The 12,912-nt window shown below is 41.6% G+C and carries 18 protein-coding genes; 13 read left to right on the top strand and 5 right to left on the bottom strand.

Annotation, left to right across the window (positions count from 1 at the left end):
• Nucleotides 1–42 precede the first annotated feature (42 nt).
• Nucleotides 43–807 (top strand): SDR family NAD(P)-dependent oxidoreductase, encoded by a 765-nt coding sequence (locus FN831_RS02000; RefSeq protein WP_142526508.1) that lies wholly within the window; start codon nucleotides 43–45, stop codon nucleotides 805–807.
• 46 nt (nucleotides 808–853) lie between these two features.
• On the opposite strand, the gene FN831_RS01995 is transcribed toward FN831_RS02000, so the two are convergent.
• The gene (locus FN831_RS01995) at nucleotides 854–1,759 is read right to left on the bottom strand and encodes a helix-turn-helix domain-containing protein (RefSeq protein ID WP_142526507.1); all 906 of its coding nucleotides are present in this window, start codon (nucleotides 1,757–1,759) and stop codon (nucleotides 854–856) included.
• Between the two features lie 229 nt (nucleotides 1,760–1,988).
• On the opposite strand from FN831_RS01995, the gene FN831_RS01990 reads away from it, so the two are divergent.
• The 5 genes from FN831_RS01990 to FN831_RS01970 all read left to right on the top strand — a co-directional run bounded on the left by FN831_RS01990 (nucleotide 1,989) and on the right by FN831_RS01970 (nucleotide 4,883).
• Entirely contained in the window at nucleotides 1,989–2,438 is a 450-nt protein-coding gene (locus FN831_RS01990; RefSeq protein ID WP_142526506.1) for an SRPBCC family protein, read from the top strand.
• An 8-nt stretch (nucleotides 2,439–2,446) separates the two neighbouring features.
• Nucleotides 2,447–2,911 (top strand): SRPBCC family protein, encoded by a 465-nt coding sequence (locus FN831_RS01985; protein WP_142526505.1) that lies wholly within the window; start codon nucleotides 2,447–2,449, stop codon nucleotides 2,909–2,911.
• 77 nt (nucleotides 2,912–2,988) lie between these two features.
• Nucleotides 2,989–3,558 (top strand): Crp/Fnr family transcriptional regulator, encoded by a 570-nt coding sequence (locus FN831_RS01980; protein ID WP_142526504.1) that lies wholly within the window; start codon nucleotides 2,989–2,991, stop codon nucleotides 3,556–3,558.
• Nucleotides 3,559–3,638: 80 nt separating this feature from the next.
• Nucleotides 3,639–4,079, top strand: coding sequence for a carboxymuconolactone decarboxylase family protein (locus tag FN831_RS01975; RefSeq protein ID WP_142526503.1), 441 nt, complete (start codon nucleotides 3,639–3,641; stop codon nucleotides 4,077–4,079).
• Nucleotides 4,080–4,166: 87 nt separating this feature from the next.
• Nucleotides 4,167–4,883 (top strand): 3-ketoacyl-ACP reductase, encoded by a 717-nt coding sequence (locus FN831_RS01970; RefSeq protein WP_142526502.1) that lies wholly within the window; start codon nucleotides 4,167–4,169, stop codon nucleotides 4,881–4,883.
• 44 nt (nucleotides 4,884–4,927) lie between these two features.
• Here FN831_RS01970 and FN831_RS01965 read toward each other — a convergent pair whose 3' ends face one another.
• The 3 genes from FN831_RS01965 to rpoN form a co-directional block, all read right to left on the bottom strand.
• Nucleotides 4,928–5,392 (bottom strand): MarR family winged helix-turn-helix transcriptional regulator, encoded by a 465-nt coding sequence (locus FN831_RS01965; RefSeq protein ID WP_142526501.1) that lies wholly within the window; start codon nucleotides 5,390–5,392, stop codon nucleotides 4,928–4,930.
• Nucleotides 5,393–5,434: 42 nt separating this feature from the next.
• Nucleotides 5,435–5,797, bottom strand: a complete 363-nt coding sequence (locus FN831_RS01960) for a VOC family protein (protein WP_142526500.1) — start codon at nucleotides 5,795–5,797, stop codon at nucleotides 5,435–5,437.
• 353 nt (nucleotides 5,798–6,150) lie between these two features.
• Nucleotides 6,151–7,623, bottom strand: coding sequence for an RNA polymerase factor sigma-54 (rpoN, locus tag FN831_RS01955; RefSeq protein WP_142526499.1), 1,473 nt, complete (start codon nucleotides 7,621–7,623; stop codon nucleotides 6,151–6,153).
• A 290-nt stretch (nucleotides 7,624–7,913) separates the two neighbouring features.
• Here rpoN and mscL point away from each other — a divergent pair, with 290 nt between their 5' ends.
• The gene (gene mscL, locus FN831_RS01950) at nucleotides 7,914–8,363 is read left to right on the top strand and encodes a large conductance mechanosensitive channel protein MscL (RefSeq protein ID WP_142526498.1); all 450 of its coding nucleotides are present in this window, start codon (nucleotides 7,914–7,916) and stop codon (nucleotides 8,361–8,363) included.
• A gap of 2 nt (nucleotides 8,364–8,365) precedes the next feature.
• On the opposite strand, the gene FN831_RS01945 is transcribed toward mscL, so the two are convergent.
• Nucleotides 8,366–9,280: a ChaN family lipoprotein gene (locus FN831_RS01945; RefSeq protein ID WP_142526497.1), complete on the bottom strand. Its 915-nt coding sequence runs from the start codon at nucleotides 9,278–9,280 to the stop codon at nucleotides 8,366–8,368.
• 128 nt (nucleotides 9,281–9,408) lie between these two features.
• On the opposite strand from FN831_RS01945, the gene FN831_RS01940 reads away from it, so the two are divergent.
• From FN831_RS01940 to yidD, 6 genes are all read left to right on the top strand, one after another.
• Complete coding sequence (locus tag FN831_RS01940; protein ID WP_142526496.1) at nucleotides 9,409–10,152, top strand: LiaF transmembrane domain-containing protein; 744 nt, start codon at nucleotides 9,409–9,411, stop codon at nucleotides 10,150–10,152.
• Nucleotides 10,153–10,162: 10 nt separating this feature from the next.
• Nucleotides 10,163–11,224 carry a sensor histidine kinase gene (locus FN831_RS01935; protein WP_246101293.1) on the top strand — a complete coding sequence of 354 codons (1,062 nt, stop codon included), beginning with the start codon at nucleotides 10,163–10,165 and terminating at the stop codon, nucleotides 11,222–11,224.
• Complete coding sequence (locus FN831_RS01930) at nucleotides 11,202–11,936, top strand: LytR/AlgR family response regulator transcription factor (RefSeq protein ID WP_142526495.1); 735 nt, start codon at nucleotides 11,202–11,204, stop codon at nucleotides 11,934–11,936. The genes FN831_RS01935 and FN831_RS01930 overlap by 23 nt, the downstream gene beginning before the upstream one ends.
• Before the next feature lie 119 nt (nucleotides 11,937–12,055).
• Nucleotides 12,056–12,214 carry a 50S ribosomal protein L34 gene (gene rpmH, locus FN831_RS01925; RefSeq protein WP_083251894.1) on the top strand — a complete coding sequence of 53 codons (159 nt, stop codon included), beginning with the start codon at nucleotides 12,056–12,058 and terminating at the stop codon, nucleotides 12,212–12,214.
• Nucleotides 12,215–12,276: 62 nt separating this feature from the next.
• Nucleotides 12,277–12,672 carry a ribonuclease P protein component gene (locus FN831_RS01920; protein ID WP_142526494.1) on the top strand — a complete coding sequence of 132 codons (396 nt, stop codon included), beginning with the start codon at nucleotides 12,277–12,279 and terminating at the stop codon, nucleotides 12,670–12,672.
• Nucleotides 12,659–12,889 (top strand): membrane protein insertion efficiency factor YidD, encoded by a 231-nt coding sequence (yidD, locus tag FN831_RS01915; RefSeq protein WP_142526493.1) that lies wholly within the window; start codon nucleotides 12,659–12,661, stop codon nucleotides 12,887–12,889. Before FN831_RS01920 ends, yidD begins: the two co-directional genes overlap by 14 nt.
• The last annotated feature ends 23 nt before the right edge of the window (nucleotides 12,890–12,912 follow it).

Below are 12,912 nucleotides of genomic sequence, written 5' to 3'. Positions count from 1 at the left end.
TAACATGCAATAGTAATTTTGTGCTTAACAAATAAGATTAATATGGAAAACAACATTGTAACTAATGAGATGACAGGAAAGGTAGCTATTGTTACCGGAGCTGCCAGCGGAATTGGCCATGCGATAGCCAAACTTTTGTATCAGCGCGGATGTAAAGTACTTGCTGAAGATTATAATGAGGATGTGACCCAACTGGAAGAAGACTTTCCTGGAATAATAACGCTGGTAGCCGATGTAACAGATGAAAAATCGGCATCACTTGCTGTAAACCTGGCTGTTGAATATTTTGGAAAACTGGATCTTCTGGTTAATAATGCCGGCAGGATTATAAATAAACTAGTAGTGGACACAACCCTCGAAGACTGGGACCTGATTATGGCCACAAATGTAACGGGTGCATTTTTACATACCAGGGAGGCCATGAAGGCGATGATCCCGAATAAAAGCGGCGCAATTGTGAACATTGCTTCTTATGCCAGTTTCTTTGTCTTTCCCACCATAAGCGCTTATGCGGCATCAAAAGGGGCCCTTGCACAATTAACCAGGGTGGCTGCGGCAGAGGGAATTGAACATGGCATCAGGGTAAATGCAATAGGTGTCGGGGATGTAGTGACAAATCTGATCAATGAGCAACGAACGGATGGACGCGAATTTCTGGCGGACCATGGTAAAGCAGCTCCGATTAAAAGAGCTGCAGATCCGTCTGAAATTGCAGAAATCGTGTCATTCCTGGCCTCAGACCGGGCGAGTTTCATGGTCGGATCTGTGGTGATGGCAGATGGAGGGATCAGCATGGTAATCCAGTAATATGATATGACAACAACCCGCAATGGCTTTTGCGGGTTGTTGTGGTTTAGTTGCCCGACATGCGAAATGATGATGGGGAACAGCCAGTTCTTTTTTTGAAAAATATAAAAAAATGCGACGGATCGCTGAAACCTAACAGATTGCCTATTTCTGAAATATTCAGATGAGTTAATTTCAATAATGACTGTGCTTCGCTGATAATCTTGTTTTGAATAAGTTCCGTTGTCGTTTTTCCTGTGGTTTGCTTAAGTGTATGGTTGAGGTAATTTACATGAACACACAACGTATCTGCATATTCTTTAGGTGTTTTCAGCAATGCCTCATTAACGGTTCCATCCGTTTGAAACTGACGGTGAAGAAGCTCAAAAAACACAGCAGTGAGTCGTTCACTGGCATTTTTGTGATTAAACACGTCTGAGTTGGGCTCAAGTTTTAATGCAGCATGAATGAGTTCACTTACATAGCTTCTTGATAAATCCTGTTTCAAATGATAATTGGATTCTTTCTCCTGAAGCATCCTTTCGAATACCATGCTTACTTGTGTGTCCTGTTGCTCATTTAGATTGTAGTATGCATTTCCACCCGGTTTGAACATCGCGAAATTATTGATATCTGCTTTAAAGCCTTCACTAAAAAAGGACTCTTTAAATATGCAAAAGTAGCCATTCTCGTCTGACAGGGGTTCCCAGGTGTAAGGAATATAGGGGCTGAAAAATAAGAGCGCTGACCCATAGATCTCTATGCTTTTATTTGCATAATGACAACGGTTGTGACCGCGGATCAGGGCGATCTTAAAAAAGTCCCTTCTACAATATCTTGCAGGTCTTGGATTCGTAAAGCCGCTTTCTTCGAGCTTAGAAACATCGTAGTGATTAATTTTGGAATCCAGTTCAAGGAATGTAGGTATTGATCTCGATTGATAAAAATCTGTTAGACTCTCATATACTCCCATAATGAATGTTTTTGTCCGGTGAAATTTATACAATAAAGATACCATAATATGAGATAACGGCTTTTTCTGCTGAGCAATAAATTGATGGCTGACTTCTAACACTCAGGAAAGTATTTCTTCATGATTTTGTCGCATATTCCCTTTAAGTTGTCGCAAACACCCCTGCAGGTTATTCGTTATTACCTGCATATTTGTTAAGCAAGTTTTAATTAGAAACAAAAAATAGTTTATGTCAGGCAACAGCGTTTCATTACACAGAATTATTAAGGCATCTCCTGAAAAAGTATACCGTGCTTTCACCGAAGCCCTTGCGCTCGCTTCATGGATACCGCCTTATGGCTTTATTGCGACAGTTCATGATATGGATGTAAAAACAGGCGGAACATTTAAAATGTCTTTCCAAAATTTCAGTACAGGGAAGAACCAGGCATTTGGTGGCGAATATTTAGAAGTAATACCGAATGAACTGTTAAAATATACCGACAAGTTTGACGATTCAAATCTGCCTGGTACCATGGTCAATACCATTTGGTTCGAAAAAACATCAGTTGGTACATCCCTGAAAGTATTGCAGGAAAATATTCCTGCTATGATACCTGTAGAGATGTGTTATCTGGGTTGGCAGGAGTCACTTGAAAAACTGATCAGGCTGGTTGAGCCACAAATACCAGATGCTTAAAATATATCATGATGAAAGTTTACGAACCAATTGATCCGCATTGCGAGATTGTAACGATCAGGACAGTAAATGCTCCGAGGGCAAATGCTTATAAAGCATGGTCAGATCCAAATCATTTAAAAATCTGGTGGGGCCCCGCTGGTTTTACCAATACCTTTCATGAGTTTGAATTTAAGGAAGGCGGTAAATGGAATTTTGTCATGCACGGACCTGAAAAAGGTAACTACGTGAATTCCTGTGAATTCACTGATCTTGAATATCCATCGCTGATTGCATGGAAACGTTATTCGCAACCCTTGTTCCGGGTAATTGTAACATTTGAGGAGTTGGGCCCTGGCCAAACCAGAATTATTTCCAGACAAATTTTTGAAACTGAGAAGGAATGTAACAAAATAAGGCCCTTTGTGGAGGATAAAAATGAAGAGAACATGGATCGGCTTGAAAAGGAGCTTGCTGGTATGGATGCCGTTTAAATAATGCTTCAATTCGCTCAGGTCTGAGTGAGTATACTTTAATACTTGTAAGTTTGTATTGTTAAATCACACTATACATGTATCAGAATTTCATTGCTCATCTTAAAAAATACATTTCACTGAACGACGATGAGGTTGACCTGCTTTTGTCTGGTGTGAAGCCCTTGAACCTGGCAAAGAAAGAGTTTCTGCTAAAAGAAGGTCAGGTCTGCAAGGCCAATTATTTTGTGGAACAAGGCTTGCTCAGGATGTTTTTTATCAATAACAAAGGGGTTGAACAAAACACTCAGTTTGCGCTGGAAAACTGGTGGATAGCTGACCACATGAGCTTAATGAAACAGGCCGGTTCTCATTTTTATATCCAGTCGGTTGAGGCTTCAGCAATCATTGCCATTGAATATCACAAGCAGGACCAGTTGCTGGCACAGCTGCCCCAGCTGGAACGCTATTTTATGATTATGATGCAGCGCGCTTATGCGGCATCACAGATGCGGGTTAAATTTTTTCATGTATATTCCAAAGAAGAAAATTACCGTCAGTTTGTGACTTCATTTCCCGATTTCGTTCAACGTATTCCTCAGTATATGCTGGCCTCTTATTTGGGTCTGACACCGGAATATGTAAGTGAGCTGAGGAAAAAACAATGATGATTTCATTTCTTAAACCAGCTTAAGTTTCCGGGCCTGGATCCCCTTTATCTTTGATTATCATTTAAATAATCAGAGTAATGGAAACAAGAATCAACATCGCAGAAATTGAACCGGCAGCTTATAAAGCACTGCTGGGCCTGGAAAACTATCTGGCAGGCACTGCCATCAGCAAAACATTAAAAGAGCTGATCAAAATCAGGGCTTCCCAAATTAATGGCTGCGCATTTTGTATCAATATGCACACGAAAGATGCACGTAAACAAGGCGAAACGGAGCAAAGAATTTATTTGCTGAATGCCTGGAGGGAAGCTGGCGCACTTTACACTGAAGAGGAGAGAGCTGTTTTGGCTTTAACCGAGGAAATGACATTAATTACAAACGGTGGTGTTTCTGATGCTACATATCAAAAAGCAAGATCATTTTTTGATGAGCACCAGCTGGCGCAGGTGATGATCGCAATTATTACGATCAATGGCTGGAACAGGATGGCTATAACAACCCAGCTTGCTCCCCAGTAAAGAAAATTTGCTGTAATAGTTATAATATTGTTGCAACTTATATTGGGATAAATACTGGAAATTTGACCCGGATAAAAAACAGTTATTATGATCTCATTAAAAGGAAAGGCCGCCATCATTACGGGTGGCGGGCGCGGACTGGGAAAAGCCGTAGCGTTACAATTGGCTTTGGAAGGCATCGATATTGGCATTACGGGCCGAAATGAAGAAAACCTGAAAGCAACAGTCGAAGAAATCAGAGGTATAGGTGTTAAAGCTGCATATGCCGTTTTTGATATAGGGGCTGAAGAGGAAGTCAAAACCGGAATAAACCAGCTTGTTACTGAACTAGGCGGCGTTGATATATTGATCAATAATGCGGGTATAGGGGATTTCGGAACACTGGAAAGTATGCCTTCACAGAAGTGGGAACAGGTTTTTCGCACCAATTTATTCGGTGTATACTATGCAGCTATGGCAGTATTTCCTCACCTGAAAGCGAAGGGCGAGGGGGATATCGTAAACATTGCCTCGACAGCGGGATTAAAAGGCGGCAGTACCATGTCGGCTTATGCCGCATCAAAGGCAGCTGTAATCTCGCTTTCCCAGTCAATGATGGCAGAATGGAGAAAGCAGAATATCCGTGTAATTACGCTGACCCCAAGTACCATCGCTACTGATATGAGTATTCAGGGCGGGCTTACCGACGGTGATACAGATAAGGTTTTGCAGCCTGAAGACTTTGCCGAGTGGGTGCGGGATATGTTGAAGATGAACCGCCGTGCACTGGTTGCCAGTGCTTCGATATTTTCATCAAACCCATAATGATTTCAAAAAAAAACGCCCTGACTGAGGGTGTTTTTTTTCATTTAGTCTTCCTTGTTGTTAATGATCAGTTTGGACATCGCCGTATTTAATGCCGGAAGATCCAGACCGGGTTGTGAGAAAAATTCAATGTCTGCCTTTTCAATAGCTGCCAGTGCTTTTTGTAGTATCCCAGCTCCCGATTGGGTTAATGTAATAGTTTTGGCCCTGCTGTCTGTCTTATGCTCTTTTCTTGTCACAAACTTTTTCTCTTCCAGGGTGCGCAGCACCTTTGATACCATCATCCTGTCTGCATTGCCCTGATTGGCAATGTCAATTTGGGTTACTGCATCGTTTGTCTTTGAAAGCCAGGCAAGTGCGGCCAATAATACAAATTGTGTTTGGGTAAGGTCTAAAGGATCCAGCACGCGCTTTTGTTTTCGCTGCCATAACATGGTCAACTGGCCCAAAAGATAACCGGGGCTATCTTCCGGGCTTTTGAAATGGAACTCAATATCTTTATTTATCATCTGCTCTTATTTATCTGATCTGCGTTCATCTCCTGTAGCTGATTAGTTTGCCTGCAAAAATGTGATATTGTATCCATCCGGATCTTTTGCGGTAACAGCTTTTCCAAAAGGGGTAACCTGGATAGGGCCCGCCAGGTCAACGTTCTTTTCTAAAAGCGCTGCCTGTAAGTCTTCAATAGTTCCATCTATCGCAAACCAGAGCGATACACCTGCACCCAGTTCTTTACCATCCAAATCGCCTATTGGCTTTCTGATAGCAAAACTAGCCTCACCTTTGTTGTAGCTGAAAATACAAGCGGCCGGATTTGTTGCTTCTGATAGTTCAAAGCCCAGTTTATTGGTATAAAAGTTTTTTGAAACTTCTAAATCTCTTACTTGCAAAGAGGCAAAATCTAATTTTCTCATGATGATTTGGTTTATTGTTGTCGCAAATATAGTAATCACGACTACAATAAGCTGTTAAATATATATATTTATTTTTGATGCAGGTCACAAATTCTTCATTTTAACCCATCGGAGCGACTTGTTAGAAATTAACTGCCTGATTTACAGCTGGATAATGAGAGAGCCCAGCTTGCAGAAACAGTCAGCCAGGTGAGTAACGCAAAACTCCAGGTCAATAAGCGGAGTATGGAGCTCGTTGCCGTCTGAAATGCGCTGCGCTTACCTCAGGTTTCCATATTCTTATTCAATTGAACGGTAAAAAAAAATGCCAATGGAACCCGATTCCATTGGCATTTTTATATTATGGTAATTAATTAAAGTTCTTTTCTCAGTCTTGCAACCGGAATATTCATTTGCTCCCTGTATTTCGCTACAGTTCTCCTTGCAATGTTATACCCCTGATCTTTTAAGATCTCTGTGAGCTTCTCATCAGCCAGCGGCTTGCGTTTGTCTTCGTTGCCGATACAATCTTCAAGAATTTTTTTCACTTCTTTATTGGAAACTTCTTCGCCGCTCTCGGTCTGGATAGCTTCAGAGAAAAACGATTTTAACAGGAAAGTCCCAAATTCTGTCTGCACATATTTGGAATTGGCTACCCTTGAAACGGTAGAGATATCCATATCAATCTTATCAGCAATATCTTTAAGGATCATCGGGCGCATTTTGCGTTCATCTCCTGTAAGCAGGTACTCATATTGGTACTGCATAATCGCATTCATCGTTTTTAACAAAGTCTGCTGGCGCTGTTTAATGGCGTCAATAAACCATTTAGCAGAATCCAGCTTTTGTTTTACAAACTGTACTGCCTCTTTTAATTTCTTGTCTTTCTGTGCAGCTTTGTCATAATGCTCAAACATATCAATGTAAGAACGGCTTACCCTAAGCTCAGGCGCATTCTTTGAATTGAGCGTAAGGATCAGTACAGAATCATTATTGGAGATATGAAAATCAGGGATTACCTGTAATTGTTTTGTTGTTACCTGGTTTGAATCACCGGGTTTGGGATTAAGACGAAGGATCTCCGCGATGATTTCCTTCAGGTCTTCGCTGTTTAGCCCCAGCGATTTCTCCAGTTTATCATAATGTTTGCGGGTGAACTCATCAAGATAATTCTCAACGATCATGATCGCCTTTTGGATAATCGGGTTAGCAGCGTCTTTTCTGCGCAGTTGCAGAGTTAAACATTCCTGCAGATCACGTGCGGCAATTCCAGGAGGGTCAAAGCTTTGGATCACTTTCAGCATTTCCAGGACATCCTCTTCTTCAACCATTGCATTTTGTGAAAAAGCAAGGTCGTCTATCATAGAGGTGATCGGTCTTCTGAGATAACCATCGTCGTCCAGGCTGCCGATGATCTGTTTACCTATGATAAAATCCTGGTCGGACAGCGGAACAAGGTCCAGCTGTTCCTGTAAACTTTCAAAAAATGTGCTTTCAATGGCGATGGGCGTCTCTTTCTTTTCATCGTCGTCATCGCTGTTATTATATGAGGTACTGTAGTCGTTACCAGCGTCGTCCTGTAAATAATCATCTACATTAAACTCATCTATACTTTCTTCTTTAGAACCTCCGTCAAAATCTTCGGGAGTATCATTCAGGTCGTCATATTCTCCTTTGGGTTCCTCAGCGATCATTAAACTTGGGTCTTCGAGCGCTGGGTTTTCTTCTAACTCTTCTTTTATACGGGTATCAAGGGAAACAGTAGGGACCTGCAGCAATTTGATAAATTGAATTTGCTGAGGGGATAATTTTTGAAGTAATTTTTGTTGTAAATGTTGTTTAAGCATGTTGTGTAGAAAAGGTATTTTGACCCGTTTCAAAAATAAGCATTTGGTTTAGATATAAACTATACACTTAAGGCTATTATTGTAATTGACGCTATTTTTTCGATAAAACAACCATTTTTTATAATAAAGTTTATATTTTTATTGATATAGCAGCCGGATAAATAGTATAAAATTTTTGGCAGGGCTATTAAAACTATTTTATAGCTTTTGGGAATATATAGGATTAAACAAAATATCTTTCTCTAAGTTTATTGTATAAGTGGTATTGAACATTAAATAAAATTTGCATTATGAGTTTCGTTAAAGAATTTAAGGAGTTTGCCGTAAAGGGCAATGTAGTAGACCTGGCCGTAGGGGTAATTATTGGAGGGGCATTTGGTAAGATTGTGACCTCAATGGTGAATGATCTGATTATGCCTCCTATAAGTTTATTGATTGGCGACAAGGGCTTTACCAACTTTTATATTCCGCTGAATGCAAAAGTTAAAGATTTTGTGGCCGCCAATCCAAACGCTTCTCTCGAAGATGCAAAAAAAGCAGGGCCGGTATTTGCCTGGGGTAATTTTGCAACCGAAGTGATCAATTTTATCATCCTTGCGTTTATTATCTTTTTAATGGTTAAAGCCATCAATGCAATGAAACGTAAAGAAGAAGAGGCACCTAAGGCCGCACCGGCACCAACAAAAGAAGAAACACTGCTGACCGAGATCAGGGATCTGCTGAAAACAAGAACTGTATAATATTAATTGGCTTTTGAAGGACTGGTTATGATTACATAATCTGCCAGTCCTGCATATTTTGCTGTATCCTTTGCGTCAGCGCTCTCAGCCGGGAAACAGGATATATTCAGTACAGAAAGCTTAGGCGCATACTTTTTTAGTTGTGCAATCAGCCCCAGTTTTTCATCACTGTGGAACCTTCCATTGATCTGCAATACTTTCTTTCCCGGGTTTAACTTTGTATATTTTGCGATAGACCAGGCCATCGAAGCATCCCAGAGGTTTTGTGTCTGATAGATCTTCATGCTTCCCATATCATGCCCGCCAAGGGTTTCGATAAACTTGTCATGGTATCTTCCGGTAGCCGTATCCACAGGCAGGGGCGGCAGAAAGGATTTGGACGCCTCAGGAAATTCCTTAAGCCGGGCCAGTCCCGCCATTGACACCGCATTGCTGTAACGCGTTGCGGCATTGGTGCCAATCACATCGCTATGCGTAGATTTTGCCAGCTCTATCAATGGTCTATAGTCTTTGTAGTTAGGCCATGCCTTTGCTTCTTTGATAAAATTCTTCTCAGAGATGAGGCCCAGAAGATATTCATTGATCACTGGTTGCACGTCTGTGCTGAACATCTCCAGGGACAAGGCCGCAGGAGGGTAGGCCAGGATCATCTTCCCCAGAATTTCGGCCTCTGCCAGGTGACCGGCAGAATCGTTATGTTCTTCGCCAAAAACAAGCACATCAACTTTTTTAAGATGCTGCACCAGCTCATCTGTACTTATATTTTTACCTGTTTTAGTATCAATGACCTGCCAGGATGAACCGGCCCCGCTGTCGGGCCGCTGTGCCGACAATAATTGAGGGAAAAACAGGATATTAACAAGTATAAAAATAGAGAGGCACTGCCTTTTTACAGCCGGGGAAATTGCATATATCATATGGCAAATTAACACATAATTTTTCACCGGCAAAAAAATGGTGTTTACCGGGGTTTTACCGCTGTATGAACAGAGGGGTATTTAGAAATCTGCTGTTATGTCCTAGTTTAGATGAAAATTTTACGGTAATGAAAACTTATAATAACACCAACAAACACTCAAACAGACTAGGCGGCGGACTGATCCTTTTAGTTCTTGGTTTGATATTTTTCTTAAATAACTTTGGAATAGGCGTACCTCACTGGGTATTTAGCTGGCATACGATTTTACTGGCGATAGGATTACTTATCGGGTACAGGCGTAATTTTACTGGTGGTGCCTGGATGGTGATGGCAGTGATCGGGGGAATCTTTACCCTGGAAGATATCATCGGACTGGACATGTCTGATTATTATCTTGCAGGATGGTTTGTGATCCTGGGTTTATATTTCATCCTGACAGCCGGGGGCCGCAACAAACTCAACTGGAAAAAAAAACCGTTGGATTTCAACATAGAGGATAAGCCTGATGCAGATGCAGCAGGCAGCCCCGAAAACGATTATATTGATTCTCTCAACATATTTGGCGGTAGCAAACAACAGATCATCACCAAAAACTTTAAAGGCGGCGATGTGGTAAGTGTATTTGGGGGATGCGACCTGATCTTTAGTCAGGCCGATTTTGAGGGGACGGTAACGATAGATGTGGTGGCGATATTTGGCGGAGTAAAGATTGTGATCCCGCCAACATGGGTGGTAAAAAATGAGCTTACCCCGATATTTGGGAGTGTAGACGATAAAAGGTCTATTGTTCCGGCAAGTGGAGCACCAGAGAAAGTGATCAGAATAACGGGCGTAGCGATTATGGGCGGGGTGGATATCAGAAACTATTAAACCTAAAACTGTGGCCAATAACCCTTTATTAAGCAAAAGCGTACAAAAAGCAGGAGCAATGCTCTATATTGCCTGGATCGTAGCATTCGTCCTGCTTTTTTATTATACGCTCAATTTTAACTGGTATGCTTCAGTAGCTGACAGTTTAATCACCAATACATTACTTGCCCTGTCCTGCCTGGTGGTAGGTACGATCCTCAGGTTTTATCAGCCCAAACAGGAAATTGTGCTGTTTGTGATCGTGCTGGCTATCGTATTATCGGTAGCGGTATCTTTTTTGAGCACCTATGTGCTCAGTACCATCTTTATCCGTTACCAGACTTACCGGAGTTTCCTTGATGTTTCTATGCCTTTCAGGTCAATCGTTTTATTTGTGTTCCTGGCCTGGTGTGCCTTTGCCAATGTGCTCTGGTACAAACTGGAGGAACAGTCAGAAACGCAGCAGCGCCTGCATACCGCAGAGAACCTGGCCAAGGAAGCGGAGTTGAATAAGCTGAGGCACCAGTTGCAGCCCCATTTTTTATTCAATAGCCTGAACTCTGTTTATGCGCTGACGATAGTTAATCCCAAAGAAGCAGGTACGATGATTACCAAGCTGGCTTCTTTTTTACGGGGCACACTGAAAAGGGACGACGAGGTATGGGTGAGCGTGGAAGAAGAGATGGAATATATCCAGCTGTATCTTGATATCGAAAAAGTGAGGTTTAGTCACCGCTTAAACCTTGACATCAACATTGATGAGGATACGCTGGGACTTTGTTTGCCCGGCACCCTGCTGCAGCCTATTGTAGAAAATGCCATCAAATTTGGGCTCTACAACACATCCGCGGCCATACTGATCTCGGTGCATTTAAAAGTAGAGCACAATCTGCTCCACATCAGCGTAAAAAATCCGTTTGATCCGGAGATGAAAGCCGCAGGTGGTACAGGTTTTGGTTTGTCTGCCATCAGAAGAAGGTTATATTTGCTTTTTGCAGACAGTAATTTGCTGCAGACTACCATACTGGATGATAATATTTATTTAACGACCCTTAAAATACCACAGAAATATGATCAGAACAATACTTATTGATGATGAACCTTTAGCAAGAGATGTGGTTAAACATTATCTGAAAAGTTTTCCTGATGTTGAGATTGTGGCCGAGTGCAGTGATGGTTTTGAGGGCTTAAAGGCAATCAGCCAGCTGAAACCGGATTTTATCTTCCTGGATATCCAGATGCCTAAGATCAATGGTTTTGAAATGCTCGAACTTGTGGAAGACCCGCCTGCTGTCATATTTACCACTGCCTTTGATGAGTACGCCATTAAGGCATTTGAGGTTAATGCTGCAGATTATCTGCTGAAGCCAATAGAGCAGGAGAGGTTTGACCAGGCGATGCATAAGATCCCTGCCAGGCTGAAACAGGCAGAGCCGACAGAAGAGTTGCTGGAAACTGCCGGTATGAGCCCTGCGCAGCAGCACAGGGTGGTGGTAAAAACAAACGGAGTGATCAAGATCATCCCTGTAAACGATATCCATTATTTTGAGGCCGATGATGACCATGTAAAAATGAGTACTACCGAGGGGCATTTCTATAAAAATAAAACGATGAGTTTTTTTGAAAAGACACTGGATAGTGAACAGTTTATCCGCATCCACCGCTCTTACCTGATTAACCTTGCCCAGGTAAGTAAAATCGAATTGAAGGAGAAAGATAGTTATATAGTGCTTTTAAAGTCAGATATTTGGCTCCCGGTGAGTAAAACGGGATATATTAAGCTCAAAGCTGCACTGGGAATGTAGCTTCAAATAAAGAATGGATAAAAACAGAAACTTTGCTGAATCTATTTGCAATTAAGAAAAAATCGCGCTATATTTGCACCTCTTATTTAAAAAAATAATAGTTAAGATATCATACAGTTATGAAAAGAACATTCCAACCTTCGCAAAGAAAGAGAAGAAACAAACACGGCTTCCGCGAAAGAATGGCTACAGCAAACGGTAGAAGAGTATTAGCTTCCCGCCGCGCAAAAGGAAGAAGAAAATTATCAGTGTCTGACGAACGTCGTCACAAAGCATAATTTTGATTGCTGCACGTTAAGTGCCGGCAGATCATTATGTCTGCGAATATGCGATCAAAAACATGAAAACATTTATCAAAGAAGAACGGTTATGCAGCAGGAAATCATTAGACCTGTTGTTTAAGAACGGTTCTTCTTTTTTATTGTATCCCTTCCGCCTGTCATATTTATTTGTACCTGGTAAAAGTGCTTTTCCTGCACAGGTAGTGATCAATGTGTCTAAAAAAAGGTTTAAACGTGCGCATGACAGGAACCTGATCAAGCGCAGGACGCGTGAAGCTTATCGTTTACACAAAGCTACTGATCTTTATCCCCTGCTGAACCACGAAGACCAGACACTGCTGCTTTCAATACAGTTTATTGGTAAAGAACATTACGAATATGCTTTCTTTGAAAAGAAACTAGCCAACGCATTTAAAAAACTGATTGTAACTGTACAGGCCGATGGAACTGATTAAACGTGCAATCGGCTGGTTCTTCTTAGCATTGATTAAGTTTTATCAATGGTTTATATCCCCGCTGCTGGGATCAAGCTGCCGTTTTACACCTACCTGTTCGCAGTACGGCATTGAGGCCATCAAAAAACACGGCCCCTTTAAAGGCGGATGGCTTACCCTTAAACGAATTGGCCGCTGCCATCCATGGGGCGCGCACGGCCATGATCCTGTTCCCTGAATTTTAAGTTTATATTTGCTGCA

The organism is Pedobacter westerhofensis (assembly GCF_900182595.1).
Taxonomy (GTDB): domain Bacteria; phylum Bacteroidota; class Bacteroidia; order Sphingobacteriales; family Sphingobacteriaceae; genus Pedobacter; species Pedobacter westerhofensis.
The sequence above is the reverse complement of the archived record's forward strand: the minus strand, read 5'-3'. Positions and strand labels throughout refer to the sequence as shown.

Bases quoted from the DNA above. Each gene is read 5' to 3' on its own strand.
- FN831_RS01960 (WP_142526500.1), bottom strand. From the start codon at position 5,797: ATGAGAAAATTAGATTTTGCCTCTTTGCAAGTAAGAGATTTAGAAGTT.
- FN831_RS01945 (WP_142526497.1), bottom strand. From the start codon at position 9,280: ATGATATATGCAATTTCCCCGGCTGTAAAAAGGCAGTGCCTCTCTATT.
- rpmH (WP_083251894.1), top strand. From the start codon at position 12,056: ATGAAAAGAACATTCCAACCTTCGCAAAGAAAGAGAAGAAACAAACAC.
- FN831_RS01985 (WP_142526505.1), top strand. From the start codon at position 2,447: ATGATGAAAGTTTACGAACCAATTGATCCGCATTGCGAGATTGTAACG.
- FN831_RS01995 (WP_142526507.1), bottom strand. From the start codon at position 1,759: ATGGGAGTATATGAGAGTCTAACAGATTTTTATCAATCGAGATCAATA.
- FN831_RS01990 (WP_142526506.1), top strand. From the start codon at position 1,989: ATGTCAGGCAACAGCGTTTCATTACACAGAATTATTAAGGCATCTCCT.
- FN831_RS01940 (WP_142526496.1), top strand. From the start codon at position 9,409: ATGAAAACTTATAATAACACCAACAAACACTCAAACAGACTAGGCGGC.
- yidD (WP_142526493.1), top strand. From the start codon at position 12,659: ATGGAACTGATTAAACGTGCAATCGGCTGGTTCTTCTTAGCATTGATT.
- FN831_RS01965 (WP_142526501.1), bottom strand. From the start codon at position 5,392: ATGATAAATAAAGATATTGAGTTCCATTTCAAAAGCCCGGAAGATAGC.
- FN831_RS01930 (WP_142526495.1), top strand. From the start codon at position 11,202: ATGATCAGAACAATACTTATTGATGATGAACCTTTAGCAAGAGATGTG.
- FN831_RS01970 (WP_142526502.1), top strand. From the start codon at position 4,167: ATGATCTCATTAAAAGGAAAGGCCGCCATCATTACGGGTGGCGGGCGC.
- FN831_RS01980 (WP_142526504.1), top strand. From the start codon at position 2,989: ATGTATCAGAATTTCATTGCTCATCTTAAAAAATACATTTCACTGAAC.
- FN831_RS01975 (WP_142526503.1), top strand. From the start codon at position 3,639: ATGGAAACAAGAATCAACATCGCAGAAATTGAACCGGCAGCTTATAAA.
- mscL (WP_142526498.1), top strand. From the start codon at position 7,914: ATGAGTTTCGTTAAAGAATTTAAGGAGTTTGCCGTAAAGGGCAATGTA.
- FN831_RS01920 (WP_142526494.1), top strand. From the start codon at position 12,277: ATGAAAACATTTATCAAAGAAGAACGGTTATGCAGCAGGAAATCATTA.
- FN831_RS02000 (WP_142526508.1), top strand. From the start codon at position 43: ATGGAAAACAACATTGTAACTAATGAGATGACAGGAAAGGTAGCTATT.
- rpoN (WP_142526499.1), bottom strand. From the start codon at position 7,623: ATGCTTAAACAACATTTACAACAAAAATTACTTCAAAAATTATCCCCT.